Source organism: Wenyingzhuangia gracilariae, from assembly GCF_056387575.1.
This window is the reverse complement of record NZ_CM150748.1, coordinates 205,786-224,604: the sequence shown is the minus strand read 5'-3', so window position 1 is coordinate 224,604 and position 18,819 is coordinate 205,786. Positions and strand designations below refer to the sequence as shown.

At 32.3% G+C, this 18,819-nt stretch carries 8 protein-coding genes; all 8 read right to left on the bottom strand.

Annotated features, from left to right (window positions below):
- Positions 1–7: 7 nt before the first annotated feature.
- The gene (locus ACY2IJ_RS00820) at positions 8–3,949 is read right to left on the bottom strand and encodes a DUF1588 domain-containing protein (RefSeq protein ID WP_476725265.1); all 3,942 of its coding nucleotides are present in this window, start codon (positions 3,947–3,949) and stop codon (positions 8–10) included.
- A 144-nt stretch (positions 3,950–4,093) separates the two neighbouring features.
- Positions 4,094–7,951, bottom strand: a complete 3,858-nt coding sequence (locus tag ACY2IJ_RS00815) for a hybrid sensor histidine kinase/response regulator transcription factor (RefSeq protein WP_476725264.1) — start codon at positions 7,949–7,951, stop codon at positions 4,094–4,096.
- 209 nt (positions 7,952–8,160) lie between these two features.
- Positions 8,161–9,597, bottom strand: coding sequence for a sulfatase-like hydrolase/transferase (locus tag ACY2IJ_RS00810; RefSeq protein ID WP_476725263.1), 1,437 nt, complete (start codon positions 9,595–9,597; stop codon positions 8,161–8,163).
- A 193-nt stretch (positions 9,598–9,790) separates the two neighbouring features.
- Positions 9,791–11,317: a sulfatase family protein gene (locus tag ACY2IJ_RS00805; RefSeq protein ID WP_476725262.1), complete on the bottom strand. Its 1,527-nt coding sequence runs from the start codon at positions 11,315–11,317 to the stop codon at positions 9,791–9,793.
- Between the two features lie 191 nt (positions 11,318–11,508).
- A complete protein-coding gene (locus tag ACY2IJ_RS00800; RefSeq protein ID WP_476725261.1) occupies positions 11,509–12,915 on the bottom strand; it encodes a sulfatase in 1,407 nt (468 codons plus the stop codon).
- Positions 12,916–12,962: 47 nt separating this feature from the next.
- Positions 12,963–14,747: an arylsulfatase gene (locus tag ACY2IJ_RS00795; protein ID WP_476725260.1), complete on the bottom strand. Its 1,785-nt coding sequence runs from the start codon at positions 14,745–14,747 to the stop codon at positions 12,963–12,965.
- 6 nt (positions 14,748–14,753) lie between these two features.
- A complete protein-coding gene (locus ACY2IJ_RS00790; RefSeq protein ID WP_476725259.1) occupies positions 14,754–16,955 on the bottom strand; it encodes a glycoside hydrolase family 3 C-terminal domain-containing protein in 2,202 nt (733 codons plus the stop codon).
- A 16-nt stretch (positions 16,956–16,971) separates the two neighbouring features.
- Positions 16,972–18,738, bottom strand: coding sequence for an arylsulfatase (locus ACY2IJ_RS00785; RefSeq protein ID WP_476725258.1), 1,767 nt, complete (start codon positions 18,736–18,738; stop codon positions 16,972–16,974).
- Positions 18,739–18,819: the final 81 nt, after the last annotated feature.

Below are 18,819 nucleotides of genomic sequence, written 5' to 3'. Positions count from 1 at the left end.
TTATTGTCTATATTTTTTTAGAAAATGACGGACTCAAAACAATCTCTTTAATAATGGTTTGAAATCTGTAATTATCTTCTCTTACCTTTTTAACGATGTTATTTATTTCTTTATCATCTGCAAATGTTACGTTTCTACCCAATGCATAAGCAAACAAATGCTTTACTACAGAACGTGTAACTTCTTCTTTTTTTTGTGTTAAAATATATTCTTTAATTCCTTTAATCCCCACAACTTCAGTTCCATCTGGCAATATAGATTTAGAATCTATAATCCTTCCTTTGACTTTGGTTTGGAACCTACCAACGGCATCAAAATTTTCAAAAACAACTCCATACGGATCAATTTTTTGATGACAACTTAAACAAGAGGGTTTGTTTCTATGCAGCTCTAATTGTTCCTTTAAAGTCATTTTTTCAAAACCAGGAGTATCTGGGTCAATTTCTGGAACATTGGGTGGTGGTGGCGGTGCGGGGTCTCCTAAGATTTTTTCTTTTAACCAAACTGCTCTTTTTATAGGATGTGCTTGTACCCCATCGGAATGACCATTTAAAAATGCTCCTTGAGACAACAACCCTCCTCTGTTTATTTCTTTGGAAACTGCTACAGGTCTAAAATTGTGTCCTTTTACCCCATCTACCCCATAAAACTCTGCTAAGTTTTGATTTAACATGGCAAAATCAGAATCAATAAAATTCAGAATACTTAAGTTGTTTTTTAGTATGTATTCTAAAAAGTAAAAGGTTTCGTTATTCATATCTTCCTTTACAAAACGATTGTAATCTGCATAGTGTTTCACACTTGTATTCATTCCATTATGCCTATCTATACGCAACCATTCTGTAGCAAAAGAACGAATCATACGCATTACCTTTGGGTCTTTGGTCATGGTTTCTATAAGCTGAGACAATTCTTGTCTAAACGTTCCTTTAGAAACCAAGTTGATTAGTTCTTGATTTGGAGGTGAATTCCATAAAAAATACGACAATTTAGAAGCCAAATAATAATCACTATTTTTTTGATTTATTTTAGGGTTGTTCTGGTCTAAAATGTACAAGAAGTTAGGAGAACACAATACTGCAACCAAAGTTTCTTTAACTCCGTCTTCATACCTTGGAAAATCATTGCGAATAGATTGCCAAAAACTCATGTATCTGTTTACTTCATTTTCTGCTACTTTTCTTCTAAAAGCACGTTCCATAAACTTTGTTAGAACTTCTTTAGTATATACTTCTTTATTGCTTTGGTTAGGCGAATCAAAAAATATTTTTGTGTGACTTTTTGGAGGCCATACTGGATGATAAGGCATTTCTAGTTCTACACTTTTAACCAGCAATACAGGTCCAGAATCGTTGGCGTTTTTTACCAAAAAATTATTCCAAAAACCAATATGCATCATATTAGAAAACTCACCATTATCATTAGGATTGTACATTGGTACAGGTAAATCTTCAAAATACCCGGTAAATTCTAACTGTTGTGTTTTACCAAATGGAGTCTGTACTATTTTAGGTACATCGTAATTTAAATAATCTTGTCCGTCATCTGTACGTGTACCTGCAAAAGTTCTTACAGAAGGAAACTCGTTTTTATATTTTTGAGTATTTAATTCTACTTTACCTCTAATCCCTTTTAATATAGAATTTCCTTCCTCAACTGGAGTTAAAATAATCTTGTGCATTCCTACAAAAAACGGTCTTTGTAAAAGTCCTAAATGTTTCCCTTTTTTTAAATATACCAAACCTATAGGAGTTACTGTAGTCTGTTTTTGTTCTTGTTTAACTCCTTCTTTAAATAAATGCGATATTTTTTGTCCTCCCACACCTAACAAACCTAAACTAATAGACTTTTTTTCGTCTTTGTGAACATATGGATGCATAATATCTACCTGATAATACCCTTCTTTTTTTACATTGTATTTAAATTTTGCGTTTACCCACTTAGTAACGTCTTTAGCTTGAATTAAAGTTTGGTCTTTATCAATAATTAAATTCTTTCCTTTTTTAATATCAATGTCTTTTGCTGCAATAACAATAGAAGCTTCCGTTTTTGCTCTCAGCTTTTGATTTTTTATAGGAAAAACCATTTCGCTGTGTTCATCAATATATCCTTTAGAGGCTTCCATTCTAAAAGCAAAGCTTCCTTTTCCTGGAAAGTAATCTCTAATTACCATTTTTACATTAGGTGATGGACCTTGCCAAGATTTTGGAGGCTCTTCTTTATGAGGCTTGGCAGATTGCATTAAAAGCCCTTCTTTAACTACACTAAAACGATCGGGATCAGACCCTCTAAAATCAAAACCAATCTTATTTTTAATGCTATCATATAACGAATTTTCATAAGATTCATCTCCTTTAGCTACCTGAACAACAAAATCATCTTTACTCATGGCAATGGATTGAAAACCACCAAAAACAGCTCCTGGTTTACCTGTACCAATCCCTTTTCCAAACGTAACTTTGTACTTGGTAGACTTGGGTTTGTTACCAAATACAATGGTTTTACTTAAAGCTTCTCTTGCTATTTTTTGATAGTAATCTAAATGTAACGGCGATATTTGTAATACTTCTCCATTGTTACTAAATCCCATTTTAGAAATTCCATCATCTGGCAATACATTTCCAAAATTAATTGGCAAACCTAACAATTCATTTAATGTGTGTGTGTATTGTTTTTTAGTCAACCTACGCATTACTCCATTATTTGCCACCTGCTTTGCATCTGCTGCTTTGGCTAAAGACAATGTCATCCAATTCACTATTTTTTCTCTTTCAAAACGATTGGGTTGTGGTTTGTTTTTAGGAGGCATTTCCCCTTTGTTAATTTCATCTAGAGCAGAATGCCATTTTTCGGCATCGTGACCTTTTAGCATATTCCAATCTAAGTTGTCCAAACGCATATTTCCTTTTTGTCTTTTGGAGTTATGGCATTGGTAACAATATTTACTAAAAATTGGCTGAATATTTTTTCTATAATTTAATTCTTCTTTAGATAATTTTTTAGTGATTTTAGGAGTTGCTTGTGCCAACACAGGCTTTTCTTTTGTTTTCTCCTGTTTGCTTTTTGTTATTTCTGCTTGATTTGATTTTTGTTTTTTAAAGGAATTCTGTATCCATTGAACAATAATTTTTCTTTGCACATCTGTTAAAGGCTCTTTTTCTTCTGGTGGCATATTTTTTTCTGATACCTCAAACAAAATATCGTCCCAAATTTTGGCTCCATGTGTTGTGGTCACATCCCAATCTAACGTATCTAAACGCAAGTCCCCTTTTTGTTTGTTTTCGTTATGACACTCAAAACAACGTGTACTTAAAATGGGCTGTATTTCTTGTTGAAATACCTGAATGTTTTTAGAAATTTCTTTGGTTGCTACAATAGTATCTGTCTGTATTTTTTTATAGGTTTCTTTGGGTTCTATGCCTAATAATTTCTGAAGAACCAATGGCATGTCTTTGGTTAAATAACCATTGCCATGCGTTAAAGACCCTCCGTAGTGTCCTGCTAAAGAAAGTACAACTACATTAATCCCTAAAACAATTTTATAAACTGTTTTTTTCTTATTCTTACGATACAACCAATAGTGTAACACTAACAACCAAACACTAATAAGGGCGGTTAAAACTCCCAACCATTTATGAAAACTTAATACGCTTGTGTTATAACCACCTGAAGCAGCCAACATAAAACCTGCTAATACTGTAGGAATTACTGTAATTACAGAAAACCATAACAAAGGCTGGCCTATTGTTTCTAATTTTAGTGTTGGGTTAAATAGCTGAAATATTTCTATAACAAACAAAGCTAGTAATGCACCTATGGGTAGATGTAAAAATAAAGGATGAAAATTTCCTATAAAAGCACTCCAAGTGTTTGTTATATTTTCTGGTAAAAAAATAATTCCAGAAAATAGAAATGTTAATACAATAGCTACAACAAGTCTTAACTTCATTTTTTGATATGTTCTTTAAAAAGTTGTTTTTGTTTCACATTTTTCAATGTACTTCAAAATTAACTATCATATCACTAAAAAAAGAGGGGGTATATTCCTTAAAAAAGGGGGAACACATGCAATATACAGCTAAAGACATTTGTTTTAGTCTTTGTTTTCTTTGTGTTTCTTCTTGAATTGCAACGGAGTAACTCCATTTTTCTTTTTAAACAAACTCCTAAAGTATTTGCTATCATTATAACCAAGTATGTAGGTTATTTCGTTAAAAGAATGGTTAGAATTTAGTAATAATTCTTCTGCCTTTTTTATTTTAATTGTAGTAATCAATTCGTTTACAGACTGACCCGTGTATTCTAAAACCTTTTTATACAGAACACTTTTAGACATATTCATTTTAGAAGTTAACAATTCTATGTCTAATTTTTGATGGATAAATTCTTCTTCTATCACCTTCATAATTTTACTAATGAATAGTTTTTGAGGACTTTCTGTTTGATCTTCTTTTGGAGTCAAACGAATTTCTCTATCTAAATTTTCTTTAGCCTGATCTAAAACATTTAAGTGGTTTTTAATTTTTAACAATAAACTATCAATATTTAAAGGCTTAGAAATATAATCATTTGCACCAATGGCCAGAGCTTCTAACTCCATTCCGCTAAAAGCTGTAATTACAATTACGGGAATATAAGAAGTTCTTATGTCATTTTTTAACGTGTCACACAATTCTGCACCATTCATTTCGGGCATTCTTAAATCGGTTAAAACCAAATTAGGTTTCTTTTCTATAGCCAATTCTACTCCTCTTTTTCCGTTTGTAGCAGTGTATATTTTATAAAAAGGTTTTAATTCATAGCATATATAATCTCTTAATTCATCATCATCTTCTATTACTAGAACCGTGTGTTTTTTATCGTCTTTCTGATTTGTTTCTTCTTCTTGTGGTTCTTTAGCAACCAAAACATCTTCTACAGGTAGTACAAAAGTAATTTTAGTTCCTTTTTTGTATTCGCTTTCTACGGTTACATTTCCATCATGAGCTTCTATATATTCTTTTACAATAGACAGCCCTATTCCTTGCCCAACATTTTGTGAATCGGTTTGATAAAAACGTTTAAATATTCTGTTTAACTTATCTTTTCTAATTCCAACACCAGTATCTTCTACAGCTATACTGACTGTTTTATTCATCTCATCAAAAGAAACCGCCAATACAATTTTTCCGTTTTTAGGAGTGTTTTTAAACGCATTAGACACTAAATTGTACAACACTCTTTCTATTTTTTCTTTATCAAAAAAGACAATAAGTTCTGAAACTTTTGTTTGAATTGAAAAATTGATTTGTTTTTGTGATGCTTCAAAAGCAAATGTTGATACAATTGTGTTTAAAAACTGAATAAGTTCTATTCTTTGAATATTTAATGTTAAATCTCCACTTTGAATGGTGCTAAAGTTTAATACTTGATTCACCAAATTGAGTAAGCGATTGGTGTTTTTAGATGCAGTTTCTAACAAATATCTTTTTTCTTGTTCTGGAATATCTTGTCCTAACATTTTTTCTATAGGACGACTAATCATAGTTAAAGGAGTTTTTAAATCGTGAGAAACATCTGTGAAAAATTTAATTTTTTCTTGATCTGTTTCTCTTAATTTTTTTTCAATCCCTAGTTGAATGTCAAATTCTTTTTTAAATCTAAATCTTATGATTAAAAAACGAATTAGCGCGATTAAAAGTAATAACAATAAAGACACAAACCACCAAGATTTCCAAAATGGGGGTGCCAAATACATGTGTATTTTTTTGATGTCGGAATTCCAAACTCCATCTTCATTACTACATTGTAGTTGTAGCGTATGGTTTCCGTATGAAAGTGAGTTGATTGTAAAGCTAGGAAAACGTACAAAACTTGCTTTCCATGGCTGATTGTCTATGCGATAACGATATTTAACTCCATTAGGCGAAATGTAATTAGGTACAGAAACGGTAAAAGATATGTAATTTTGATAATGATTTAACTTTTTAAGATCTTCTGCTTTTTTTCCATTTACACCGTTTATTTCAATGTCTTCTATATAAATATTGTATTGGTAAGGGCTTTTTTTTATTTGTTTAGGATTGAATTTTAAAAACCCTTTATTGACCCCAAAATACATATGTTGATCTTGTGCATACAAAGCAAATCGGTTGGTAATTCTATTAGCAGCATCACCAAAACCTTTGTAATAATTGCTAAACTTTTGAGTAGTAGTATTTAATTTACTCAAACCTAGATTGGTTCCAACCCACAAGGTGTTTTTATCTTGAGCCAACAATGTAGAAACATAATTATGAGACAAACCATCTTCTGTGGTATAGTTTTTTACTACCTCGTATTGTTTTTTTTGTGGATTGTAAATCAACTTACTCAACCCTCTTGAGGTAGCTGCCCAAACATGTTGTTTGCCTATATGGATGTATTGAACGGTATTGCTTCCTAAATTTTTAGATTGATTAATGTTTACCACATCTACCACTTGATGATTCTCATCTAAATTAAACTGAAAAATTCCTTTGTTGGTAGCACTAGCTAAAATGCTATTGTGTTGTTCGTCGTAAACCATATAACTTACTCGACTCCATTTTAGTATTGGCAAATTTTCAAACGTGTTATCTTTTATGTTTATTCTAGACATTCCCTTATTATTCCCAAACCAAAACACATTTTCTTTGGTTCTAATTCCAGAAATAATGTTTTTCATTTGACTTTGAGACTTATTCACTTTTTTAACAATATCAAAATCTTGTTTTTGTGAATTGTACTTACATTCAAAAACCTCTTTACGGCTAAAAACATAAAAAAGACTATCGTTGTATTTTTGTACAAAACGAACATCTGCATTGGGTAAATACGTTTTTTCTTTTTGTGTTGTTAAATTTTTTCTAGTAAACCCATGACTACCAGACAACCAGTAATCTCCTGTTAAATCTTGAAACAAGAACTTTCTATTTTGATCGTTATATAATTGCTGAAAATTTAAATGAAAAGGTTCTAAATCATCGTAATTAAGTTTGATTAAATCGTTATTAGAAACTACCAACCATGCGTTGTTTTGTTTGTCTATAAAAGTTTCTCTACCATTCTGAATAATTTTATGCAGCGGTATGTGTTCTAATGTTGTTTTTGATTTATTTAAATCTATTTGATAAATATCTGTAAAAGAGGTAACTAATATTTTGTTCCTTTTTTCATCATATTCCATCCATTTAATTCCATTTACGGTAGTGTTTAGCGTTTGCCAAGTATTTTTTTTTGTATTGTAAATGTTAATTTTTCTAGAACTATCTCCAATCCAAACATTGTTAAATCCATCTACACAAATACTTGTTGCATTAACTGGCATGGAAATGGTTCTTAATAATTTTTCCTTTTTAGCATCAAACATTACCATATGGCTAGACATAACAAACCAAACAATATTGTTTCTGTAATACCCTAAACGTGTATTATTTACCGTACTAATTTGAATGGGTTTTATGTTGTTAAGATCTAGGTTTTTTAACGAAAAGTAATGAGGAGTTATGTGTCCTATAAATAATTTATCGTTGCACAAAGTCATACTATTTATATCGGAATAAATACTGTCTTTAGGAAAACGTATTTCTTGTAAATCTTTAGTAGCCAAAGTGTAACAATACAAGCGATTGTCTTTAGTGTCTAACCAAACTCTACCAAAATTATCAAATTCAAACTTTTTAATTCTACGTAATGGAAAATCTGGATGATTGTTTAAAAACGCGTGATGCTCATATTTATAACCATCAAATCTGTACAAACCATCTTCAGAAACAAACCAAATAAACCCTTTTTTATCTTGACGAACTCTAGAAACATCAGTGGTTGGTAAATCTGTAGTTTCAAATAAAGAAATGGCTTCTATTTGTTGTGCGTTTACAACGTTAAAAAAAGATATAAAAAAATAGAACAACACCAAAAAAGCTACGTTCTTTCTTTTTACACCTAACATTATATTATTCTTAACAAATTGAAGCATTATACTTATAATAATGTAATATTTAAAACAGGATTTTTTAAATATTATGACAAATTAGCGAAACAAAAATAGATTTAATATTGAAAAAAACGAACAATCTGCAATGTTTAAATTTTTATCAAAAAAAAAGAGCCAAAAATTTTGACTCTTTTTTTTTAGCAGTTCTTTAAATACTGACTGTTCTATGATTTATTTTTTTGTTTAGCTCCCTTAGGTACAGCGTTTTTATAAAACTGATCTCTTAGCTTATGGTATCCTTTGTAATTAATCATTTGTGGAGCAATGTTACCTTTATTCCAATTTTCCCACTCTGCTCTTAACTTTTCTGCTTTTTGTTCATTCTCAGATAAAATATCATTTTGCTCAGAAACATCTTTCGGTAAGAAAAATAATTCTGGTTTTTTACTATCTCTATCCAACACGTGTTTAGTTCCATCTGCAGCCAACACAGACCATTTGTTCCCGCTCTTCCAGTAAATATAATCATGTGGAGCACCGCTGTCTTGTCCTGTGGCAAACGGAATTAAATCTACTCCTTCCATTTTAGGAGCCGCACTAGCATCTCCTCCTGCAACCTCTACAGCAGTTCTACCAATATCTAAAGAGTTTACTGGGTAATCTACTACAGTACCTGGCTTAATTTTGTTTGGCCAACTTGCAAAAAACGGAACGTGCACTCCACCATCGTACAAATTCCCTTTACCTCCTCTAAAAGGCTGGTTACTGGAACCATTCCATCCTTTAGTACTTCCTGCTTTAGACTGAGGTCCTCCATTGTCACTTAAGAAAAATATTAAGGTATTTTCATAAATTCCATTGTCTTTTAATGATTGAATTACTTTTCCAATTCCACGATCCATCACATCTACCATGGCAGCGTATACCCTTCTTTTAGGGTCTTTAATATGTGCATAACGAGCAATATCTTCTTTTGGAGCTTGTAACGGCATGTGTGGAGCATTATAAGCAACGTATAAAAAGAAAGGATCTTTTTTATTGTTTTTTACAAATTGTGCTGCATCATTACTTAGAGCTGTTGTCAAATATCCATCAAAATTTGCTGCTTTTTTGTTTCTTACCAAAGGTTGTAAATAAGCTTCCCAAACTTTTTTAGTTCCATCAATTCTAAAATAATCATGTCCGCCTCCTAAAAATCCGTAGAAATAATCAAAACCACGATTTAGTGGGTGAAATTCTGCTGCTGCCCCCAAATGCCATTTTCCTATAGCACCCGTTTTATAACCAACTTCTTGCAGTCTTTTAGGAAACAGTTTTTCTCCTTTGTCTATTCCCATATACGGATTTGCAGGATCGTATGCTGGATTGGTTTCAAAACCAAATCTGTGTTGATAACGACCCGACATTAATGCTGCTCTACTCGGTCCACAATAAGCATGGTTGGCATACCCTTGTTTAAAGAAAACTCCATTTTTAGCCAAGTTGTCTAAGTTTGGGGTTTTGATATCTTTTGCTCCCGTAAATCCTGTATCTGCATACCCCATATCATCAGCCATAAAAACAATTATATTGGGTTTTTCTGAAGTATTTCTATTTTGTGCATACCCAAGAGAACTTATTCCTATAAGCACTAAACTTTTAATTAAACTATGTGTTTTCATTCGTTATTTATTTAGGATAAAATTTAATTTTCTAATGCCTAAAACTATAGAATAGGTTAGAGCTAGTTAAAAAAACATCATTAAAAATAAGAAACATATGGTTTTAACATTCTTTTACTCTACTTTTCCTTTTATCTTCATCAAACAACGTAGAAAAATTCAACCAGCATAATTATTTAGTTACAACAATCAATTATCTTTTTACAGAATACCCTTGCTTTCTATAGGTGGTTAACAAAGCTTCCATCTCTTTAATTTTATCTGGATATTTCTCGTACAAGTTTACACGTTGTCCCCAATCATTTTTCATGTTAAACAACAAACCTTTGGTATTAAAAGTGGTGTAACCTCTTAATTGATTGTATTCTTTAGTTAAAGGTTTGGAGCCTGCCCCATTGTTATGGTTGATATACAACCAATCTCCTTTACGAATTCCCCATTTATTTTTATAAGTATTGTGAACTGTAGCCTCTCTCAATGGTTTTTGATAAGATTCCCCATACCACAATGGTTTTAGGCTGTAACTATCTGGGGCAGCATTTTTGGGTAGATTAATGTTCGTAATTTCTGCCAACGTAGCCATTATATCTACTTGAGAAATGACCTCATTAGAAACTGTTCCTGCTTTAATTTTATTTGGCCAAGAAACAATAAACGGAACATGATGACCTCCCTCCCAAACATCTCTTTTTACTCCTCTAAAATCTCCTGTGCTATAATGTCCATATTTTTCTGCTCGAGCCATAGCATATCTTTCAGGGCCATTGTCTGCTGTAAAAATAACAAGCGTATTCTCATCATACCCATTATCTTTTAATTCTTTTAAGACTTCTCCTACAACAGCATCTGTTTGTACTACCCAATCTCCATAACCACCCGCTTTAGAGGTTCCTATAAATTCTTTGTTTGGAATAATTGGTGCGTGGGGTGATGGTAAAGCCAAATACAAAAAGAAAGGATCTTTTTTCTTTTGCTTCTTTATCCATTCCTTAGTTTTGGTTTTTAATGTTGGTAAAACTTGATAAGGATTCCAATTTTTCACCATAGGCCCTGGTCTAAATTCCCAATGTCCTTCTGCAGTTTTCATTCCTTTTAAATCTAACAAAGTTGAAGGAGCTTCTACCACTTTGTCATTTTCTATAAAACAATAAGGAGGAAAATTAATAGTTCCATCTCCAAAATAATAATCAAACCCTCTGGCTAAAGGCCCTCCTTTAATCGGCTTAGTCCAGTTGATCGCTTTGTGACTCATGGCTTTCTTTTTCTTACCAAACACAACCACATCATGTTTGGGTTCCTCGGGATTTATTTCCCAATCCCAACCCAAATGCCATTTACCAATACAAGCGGTTTTGTATCCTTTTTGTTTTAAGATTTGAGGCAGCGTAACATCTGTATTTTTAAAATAAGGTTTTCCAAAACTATTTACAATTCCGTGACCTCTTCTCCAATGGTATTGTCCTGTTAACAAAGCAAAACGGCTAGGTGTACAAATTCCCGAAGAACTATGTGCATCTGTAAATCGCATTCCACTAGCTGCAAGTTTATCTAAGTTGGGGGTTGAAATTTTAGAATGTGGATTTTGACAATTTAAATCTCCATAGCCCATATCATCAGCATAAATAATAACAATATTGGGTTGTTGAGCATTTAAAGACACTGTAAACAAGAAAATACAACTAGTAATTACAACTACTAGACTTAAGAAACGACTTTTCATTTAAATTTTATTTTTTTTCAATTAGACACATCTGCTAAAAAACTAAACGTGAATTTACACAAGGTATCTTTATAAAAAGGTAGAATATTGTCTTCTTTAAAGGGGAGAACCCTGATTTTAGTCTAAAAAAAAAACTCCTTGGTAATTTATCAATTATCAAGGAGTTTTTTATGGTAAATAAGTCATTTACATTACTCTACCACATCTAAAACAGGAGTTCTTTTGTCATCCATACGTTTCATTGCATTTACTTCATAAAGGCGTTTTAACATAAACAATGGTCTTTCTAATTCTCCTTCCCAAGCAAACAAATCTTTAAACAGTTCTTTTACCTTTTCTGGATGCTCATAAGCTAAGTTGTTATTTTCTCCCTCATCTTCAGTTATTTTATACAGTTCAGCTGGACGGTCAGGAAAACGCAATAACTTCCAATCTCCTTTTCTTACAATTCCTCGGTTTTCTTTTTTCCAATACAACAATTCGTGAGGTCTGTTAGTGTTCTTTTGAGTAATGTATGGCATTAAGTCTACCCCATCTAAATTTTTAATTTTAGAGGCATTCCCCCCTGCAACATTTACAAATGTGGGTAACAAATCTAAGGTACTAATTGGTTGATTGTATTCCGTTCCTGGTTGAATTACTTTAGGTAATTTCATTACAAAAGGAACTCTTATTCCACCTTCTAGGTTGTTAGATTTACACCCACTTAAAGGATAGTTGCAAGTATGTGTTCCATCAGGACCTCCATTGTCATTAGAAAATACAATTAGTGTATTGTTTTCTAAACCTTCTTTTTTTAATTTTTCTAAAATTTGTCCACAAGCTTTGTCTAAAGCCAAAGTCATCGCTGCTAATACTTTTCTTTTTCCTGTTAACCCTTTTATTTTAGCTAAATCTTCTGGAGTTGCTTGCATAGGTGAATGTACTGCATTGAAAGAAACGTACATAAAAAAAGGTTTCTTTTTATTTCTGTCTATAAAATCACAAGCTGCATCGGCCAAGTCATACGTTAAATATTTTTTAGGTTCTTGGTATTTTTTATACCCAATTTCCAATCTATCTTCAGGTTTATCTGCTGCTTGTTTTTGGGTTAAAGGATAAAAACTTCTTGCTCCCCCTCTAAATCCATAAAACTCTGTAAATCCTCTCTTTAAAGGATGGTATTTATCTGCATTTCCCATGTGCCATTTACCCAACACAATGGATTGATAACCCAATTTTCCTAAATAATCTCCCATGGTTTTTTCTTCCAAAGGCATTCCCATTTCATCTCCTAACAATTTAGAAGATTTACTCATATAACCTGGTACATTGTTTTCTTCAAAACCAAAACGTTGTTGGTACCTACCGGTTAACAAGCCTGCTCTAGAAGGACCACAAACGGCTGCTGTTGTATACGCTTGTTTAAACACCATTCCCTCTTGGGCTAATTTGTCTAGATTAGGAGTAGGAAATGTTTTACTTCCCTGAAAACCAAAATCGTGATATCCTGCATCATCTGCAAAAAGAAATACAATATTTTTCTTTTTTTGAGCAAAACAAGTCACTGTCATAAAACTTAGTAATGCTACTGTAATTGATATTTTTTTTTGAATCATATTTTATTTTAAAATTTAAATATTATAAAAAGCTGTTGTTAAACTAATTATTGAACCAATTCTATATAAGTATAATAAACACCATATTTTTTAGTTCCCTCAATAAAATCTGTTACTAATAAAGTTTTACCTTTTTCTAAAAACACACGAAATACTACTTCTTCCTGATTTTCTTGAATTTCTTTTTCCAACATTTGATTGGCCAATTGTATTCTAACTTTTTGAGGAGAAATAGTTTTGTATGTAAATAAATTTTTAGGATTTTCTTTAGGAATTCCCAAAATAGGTCCAGAACATTCTTTAGGCCATCTTCTGCAAGAAATTTTATAAACACCTGCTTTATCTACCTTTATTGCATGGGTGTTGTTCGTGTTTTTCATTCCCGCAGCTACCTGTTCTGCTTTCCAAATACCTTTGTCTTCTCCAATAGCGTGTTGAATAGTTAATTTGATGGTTTTTTGTTGTTTATTACCAATTACATTTACAGGAAATTGTTGGTATTCAGATCCTGTTTTTGCTATTTTTAAAAACCGTTGATTGTCATTTAAAAACGATTTGACAATTTTAGGATATTCTTTAGCTACATCGTTTTTCTGAAAAGCATCTTGTTCTACATTGTACAATGCTTTACCATTAACCAATCTCCATTTTCCTTTCATTAAACAAGTTTCATCTTCATCTTTTGGAGGTCTCCAATCTTGTCTATGATGAATAAACAATGTTCTATCATTTAATTTTTCTTTCTTATTTTTAAACAAGCACGAAAAATCAACTCCATCTAATTTTAGATTCTTAGGAAGCTCTAAATCACACAAACTAGCAAGTGTAGGCAACAAATCTATGTGTGCTGTTAAATCGTCTATATCTTTTCCTCCTTGAATGTTTCCATTTGGCCAACGAATAAAAAAAGGAACCCTATGGCCACCTTCTGTTTTAAATCCTTTTTTTCCTCTAAACCCTTTATTGTATCCTAATTTTCCATCTTTACTAACCCCTGTACCAGAACCATTATCTGTCATAAAAATAACAATGGTATTCTCTAACAAATTTTTATCTTTTAAAAAAGATTCTAACTTTCCAAAATTTTCATCAATATTGGCAATCATTCCATAAAAATTAGCACTTGGAATTTTTGTTCCTTCTAAATGCTGATAAGGAGCTGCATATTTAGGATCTACAATTAATGGGCTGTGTGGTGCATTGGTAGGCAAATACACAAAAAAAGGAGTTTCTTTATTTTGATCTATAAATTTCATGGTTTCATCAAACCAAACATCTGTACAATAACCTTCAAATTGTTTGGGTTGATTATTTACGTAGTACATGTCATCAAAATAGCTATTTCCCCAATAGTCCGATAATTCTCCTACTCCACCTGCCTTGTGTTGTACTACAACATCAAAACCAGAATCTGTAGGTCTTGTTGGATAGTTATCTCCTAAATGCCATTTCCCAAACATACCTGTTTTATAACCATTCTTTTTAAAGACTGTGGCCATTGTAGGAGCTCCCTCGCTTAACAAATCTCTTCCTTTGTAAGTTGCCCAAACTCCATTGTTTATTGGGTATCTACCTGTCATAATAGCCCCTCTTGTTGGTGCACACAAAGGACTTACATGAAAATCTGTAAAACGAACTGATTGCTTGTAAAATGAATCTATATGCGGTGTTTTAATCCATGGATTTCCTTGACAAGCCAAATCTCCAATTCCTTGATCATCTGTAAGAATTACAATTACATTTGGTGGTTTTGGCAATTTATAAGCTCCAAATAATGAAACGTTTGCAATTGAAAAAATAAAAATTATTGCAACCTTAAAAAACGATTTCATATTTAATTATTTTAAATTTATAATTTGCTCTTGTGGTATTGCTGCTCCTAACTTTACACTTTGCTTACTTGGCGATGCGTTACCTACTATAATTTTATAAGCTCCTTTTTTCCAGACTTTTTCCCCTTTGGTATTTACTACTTTCAGTTCTTCTGGTTTTAAAGTAAAAGTGACTTTTTTTGTAGTTCCTTTTGGCAAAGAAATTCTTTGAAAAGCCTTTAAACTTTGTAAAGGTAAATTTTCTGTATTTTTTACAGGACTTATATACAACTGTACCACTTCTTCAATATCATAATTTCCAACATTGGCTATTTCTACATTAACTACTAAATTTTGTTTTTTTCTTAATTTTGATGAGCTTAATTCTAAATTTTTAATTTCTATTTTAGAATATGTCAATCCAAAACCAAAAGGAAACATAGGTTCTTCTGTCATGTATTTATAAGTACGACCTTTCATAGAATAATCTTCATAAGGTGGTAATTGTGCTACATTTTTTGGAAACGTAATCGGTAAGTGTCCCGAAGGAGAAATATCTCCAAACAACACATCTGCAACCGCAGTTCCTCCTTGCTCTCCAGGATACCACATTTGTACAATCGCATCACAATGTTCTTCTATTCCTTCTAAAGAAACAGGGCTACCACTTGCAATTACTAATACCAAAGGCCCTTTTTTCTTTTTTGCCATTGTTTGTACATAATCAATTTGATTTTGTGGTAATTTCAAATCAATTTTATCTCCTACATACTCAGCAGCAATTGCATCTACCTCTTCTCCTTCTCTATCGGCAGACAAACCTACAACACATATAGTCACATCAGATTCTGCAGCTACATTAGGTGCCCAGTTTTTGGGGTTGATGTTTTTATGAAATGGCAAAGCTCCACTTCTATAATTTAATGATGAACTTAACGATACTGCATCTGCAATACCTGCCAACACAGTAACTATTCCTGGACTAATTCCGTAGTAACTCCCCATTAACACATCTGATGAATTGGCAAAAGGTCCTGTTACATAAGGCACTTTAACATCTTTAGAAATAGGCAATGTATTGTTTTTGTTTTTTAACAATACAATTGATTTTTGTGCTGCTTCTCTAGCCAAAGCAATATGTTCTTTACTGTGAATATGTTCTGGTCCAACGTTTAAATATGGATTTGTGTTTGACTTATCAAACATTCCCAGTCTAAAACGAGTTTTAAACAACTGCTTGGTTCTGTTATGAACTAATTCTTCAGTAATTAAACCTTTGTCTATTGCTTTTTTCAAATTCTTATACGTACCTCCACAATTTAAGTTGGTTCCCGCTTTTAAAGCAACGGCAGCTGCTTCTACAGGAGTTTTTACATATTTTAATTTGTTAGAAATTCCACTAATGGCTCCACAATCAGAAGTAATATATCCATCAAAATTCCACTCGTCCCTTAACACGTCTTGTAATAAAAAATCACTAGCCGCAGCAGGTTTTCCATACACAGCATTGTAGGCTGCCATTACCCCTTCTACTTTGGCTTCTTTTACCAAAGCTTCAAAAGCGGGCATATATGTTTCGTACAAATCTTGTTGGGTGGGTTCTGCGTTAAAGTGATGTCTCATACTTTCTGGTCCAGAATGCACTGCAAAATGTTTTGCACATGCAGCCGATTTTAAATAATTAGGATCATTTCCTTGCAAACCTTTTACAAATGCAATTCCTATTTTAGAGGTCAACAAAGGATCTTCTCCATAGGTTTCTTGTCCTCTTCCCCAACGTGGATCTCTAAATATATTTACGTTAGGAGTCCAAAAGGTTAACCCCGCATATTTGCTATGGTTGCCATGTTTTTGAGAAATAATGTATTTGGCTCTTGCTTCGGTAGAAATTGCAGAAGCTACACGCTCGGCCAAATCTGGATCAAAAGTAGCTCCTATTCCAATTCCTTGAGGAAATACAGTAGCCTTTCCGTTACGTGCTACACCGTGCAAAGCTTCATTCCACCAATCATAATCTGGAACTTGCAAACGTGGAATGGCAGGTGCTCCATTTCTTAACTGCTCTATTTTTTCTTCTAAAGTCATTTGAGATACTAATATTTCTACACGCTTATCTATAGGCAATGACGTATCTTGAAAAGAAAAATCTACTTGTTGTGCATGAGTTGTAAATACAACAGCCATTATGGCTGCTAAACTCCATTTTGTTTTTTTAAGAAAATAATTCATTTATTTTGTCTTTTAACTATTTTATAAATTTCACATAAGTATAATACACTCCATACTTTTCTTTACCTTCAATAAAATCTGTGGTAAGTAATGTTTTACCGGGTGTTAATTTTACTGTAAAAGTTACCATCGTATCTTTTTCATCAATAACTTTTTCATGTTTTTGGTTGGCAATACTAATGCTAACTTTTTCTGGATGAATGGTTTTATAATTGTATAAGTTTTTAGGATTTTTTGATGGTATTCCTAAAATTGGCCCTAAACATTCTTTTGGCCATCTGGCACAGGATATTTGATAAACTCCTTTTTTTTCCACAAAAATTGCATGCGTATTGTTTTTGTTTTTAACTCCTTCAGAAACTTGTTCTGGTTTCCAAATTCCACCATCTTCACCAATAGCATGTTGAATGGTTAATTTTATTTCTTTTTGTGCTTTGTTTCCCACAACAGCAAATGGCAATTCTTTGTAAGCTGTATTTTGTTTTGCTTTTTCTACAAATTGTTGGTTATTATATAACAGTTGTTTTACAATTTCTGGATATTGATCAAACACATTATTTTGTTGTTTTGGATCTTTTTCTACATTGTATAACTGTGTTCCGTTGATCAACCTCCAATTTCCTTTCATTAAACAAGATTTGGCCACATCACTAGGTGGTCTCCAATCTTGATTGTTGTGAACAAAAGCTATTTTGTCTTGTAGTTTTGCTTTAGAATTAAACAATACTGATGAAAAATCTCTTCCATCTAACTTCATGTTTTTAGGAATTTCTAAATTACACAAAGCAGCCAATGTTGGCATTAAGTCTACGTGTTCTGCTAAATTTTGAACATCTTTACCTCCTTGAATTTTTCCATTAGGCCAACGAATAAAAAAAGGTACTCTATGACCTCCTTCTTCTTTACTACCTTTAATTCCTCTATATCCTTTATTGTATCCTAACTTTCCATTATTACTATATCCAAAACGAGTTCCATTATCACTCATAAAAATAAGAATGGTATTGTCTGATAAATTTTCTTTTTCTAAAAAACGTTGAAACTTTCCAAAATTTTCATCAATATTAGCAATCATCCCATATAAGTTGGCACTAATAATTTCTTTCCCTTCTAAGTGTTTATAAGGAGCTGCATATTTTGGAGCCACAATTAACGGATCGTGTGGTGCATTGGTTGGTAAGTACACAAAAAACGGTTTGTTCTTGTTTTTTTTGATGAATTTGGTGGTTTGCTCAAACCAAACATCGGTACAATATCCTTTAAATTGTTTGGGTTTGTTATTTTTATAATACACATCATCAAAATAACTATTTCCCCAATAATCAGACAATTCTCCTACTCCTCCTGCTAAGTGATGAATGGCTTCATCAAAACCAAGGTCGGTGGGTCTAGACGGATAATTATCTCCCAAATGCCATTTTCCAAACAATGCTGTTTTGTAACCATTGTTTTTAAATACATTGGCCATGGTAACGGTGTTTTCTGCCAAACCGTCTCTTCCTTTAAAAGTGGCCCATGTACCATTGTTAATTGGGTATTGTCCTGTCATGATTGCTCCACGAGTAGGAGTACAAAGTGGACTTACATGAAAATCGGTCATTCTAACAGATTGTGCATAAAACGCATCAATTTCTGGAGTTTTTAACCACGGATTTCCTTGACATCCTAAATCACCAATTCCTAAATCATCTGTTAAAATTAAAATAACATTTGGATTTTTTTGCGCTTGTAAACTCCATACAAAAGCAACTAAAAACAGATAAATTACAGGTGTCTTTTTCATGTTTTTTTATTTATTTCTTATGCTCAATATCAAAAAAACGGTATTTAAAACACGTAAAGTTTTAAATACCGTTCTTCTTCA

Excerpts from the sequence above, each read along its gene's own strand:
- ACY2IJ_RS00815 (WP_476725264.1), bottom strand. The coding sequence starts at position 7,951 with ATGTTAGGTGTAAAAAGAAAGAACGTAGCTTTTTTGGTGTTGTTCTAT.
- ACY2IJ_RS00820 (WP_476725265.1), bottom strand. The coding sequence starts at position 3,949 with ATGAAGTTAAGACTTGTTGTAGCTATTGTATTAACATTTCTATTTTCT.
- ACY2IJ_RS00810 (WP_476725263.1), bottom strand. The coding sequence starts at position 9,597 with ATGAAAACACATAGTTTAATTAAAAGTTTAGTGCTTATAGGAATAAGT.
- ACY2IJ_RS00785 (WP_476725258.1), bottom strand. The coding sequence starts at position 18,738 with ATGAAAAAGACACCTGTAATTTATCTGTTTTTAGTTGCTTTTGTATGG.
- ACY2IJ_RS00795 (WP_476725260.1), bottom strand. The coding sequence starts at position 14,747 with ATGAAATCGTTTTTTAAGGTTGCAATAATTTTTATTTTTTCAATTGCA.
- ACY2IJ_RS00805 (WP_476725262.1), bottom strand. The coding sequence starts at position 11,317 with ATGAAAAGTCGTTTCTTAAGTCTAGTAGTTGTAATTACTAGTTGTATT.
- ACY2IJ_RS00790 (WP_476725259.1), bottom strand. The coding sequence starts at position 16,955 with ATGAATTATTTTCTTAAAAAAACAAAATGGAGTTTAGCAGCCATAATG.
- ACY2IJ_RS00800 (WP_476725261.1), bottom strand. The coding sequence starts at position 12,915 with ATGATTCAAAAAAAAATATCAATTACAGTAGCATTACTAAGTTTTATG.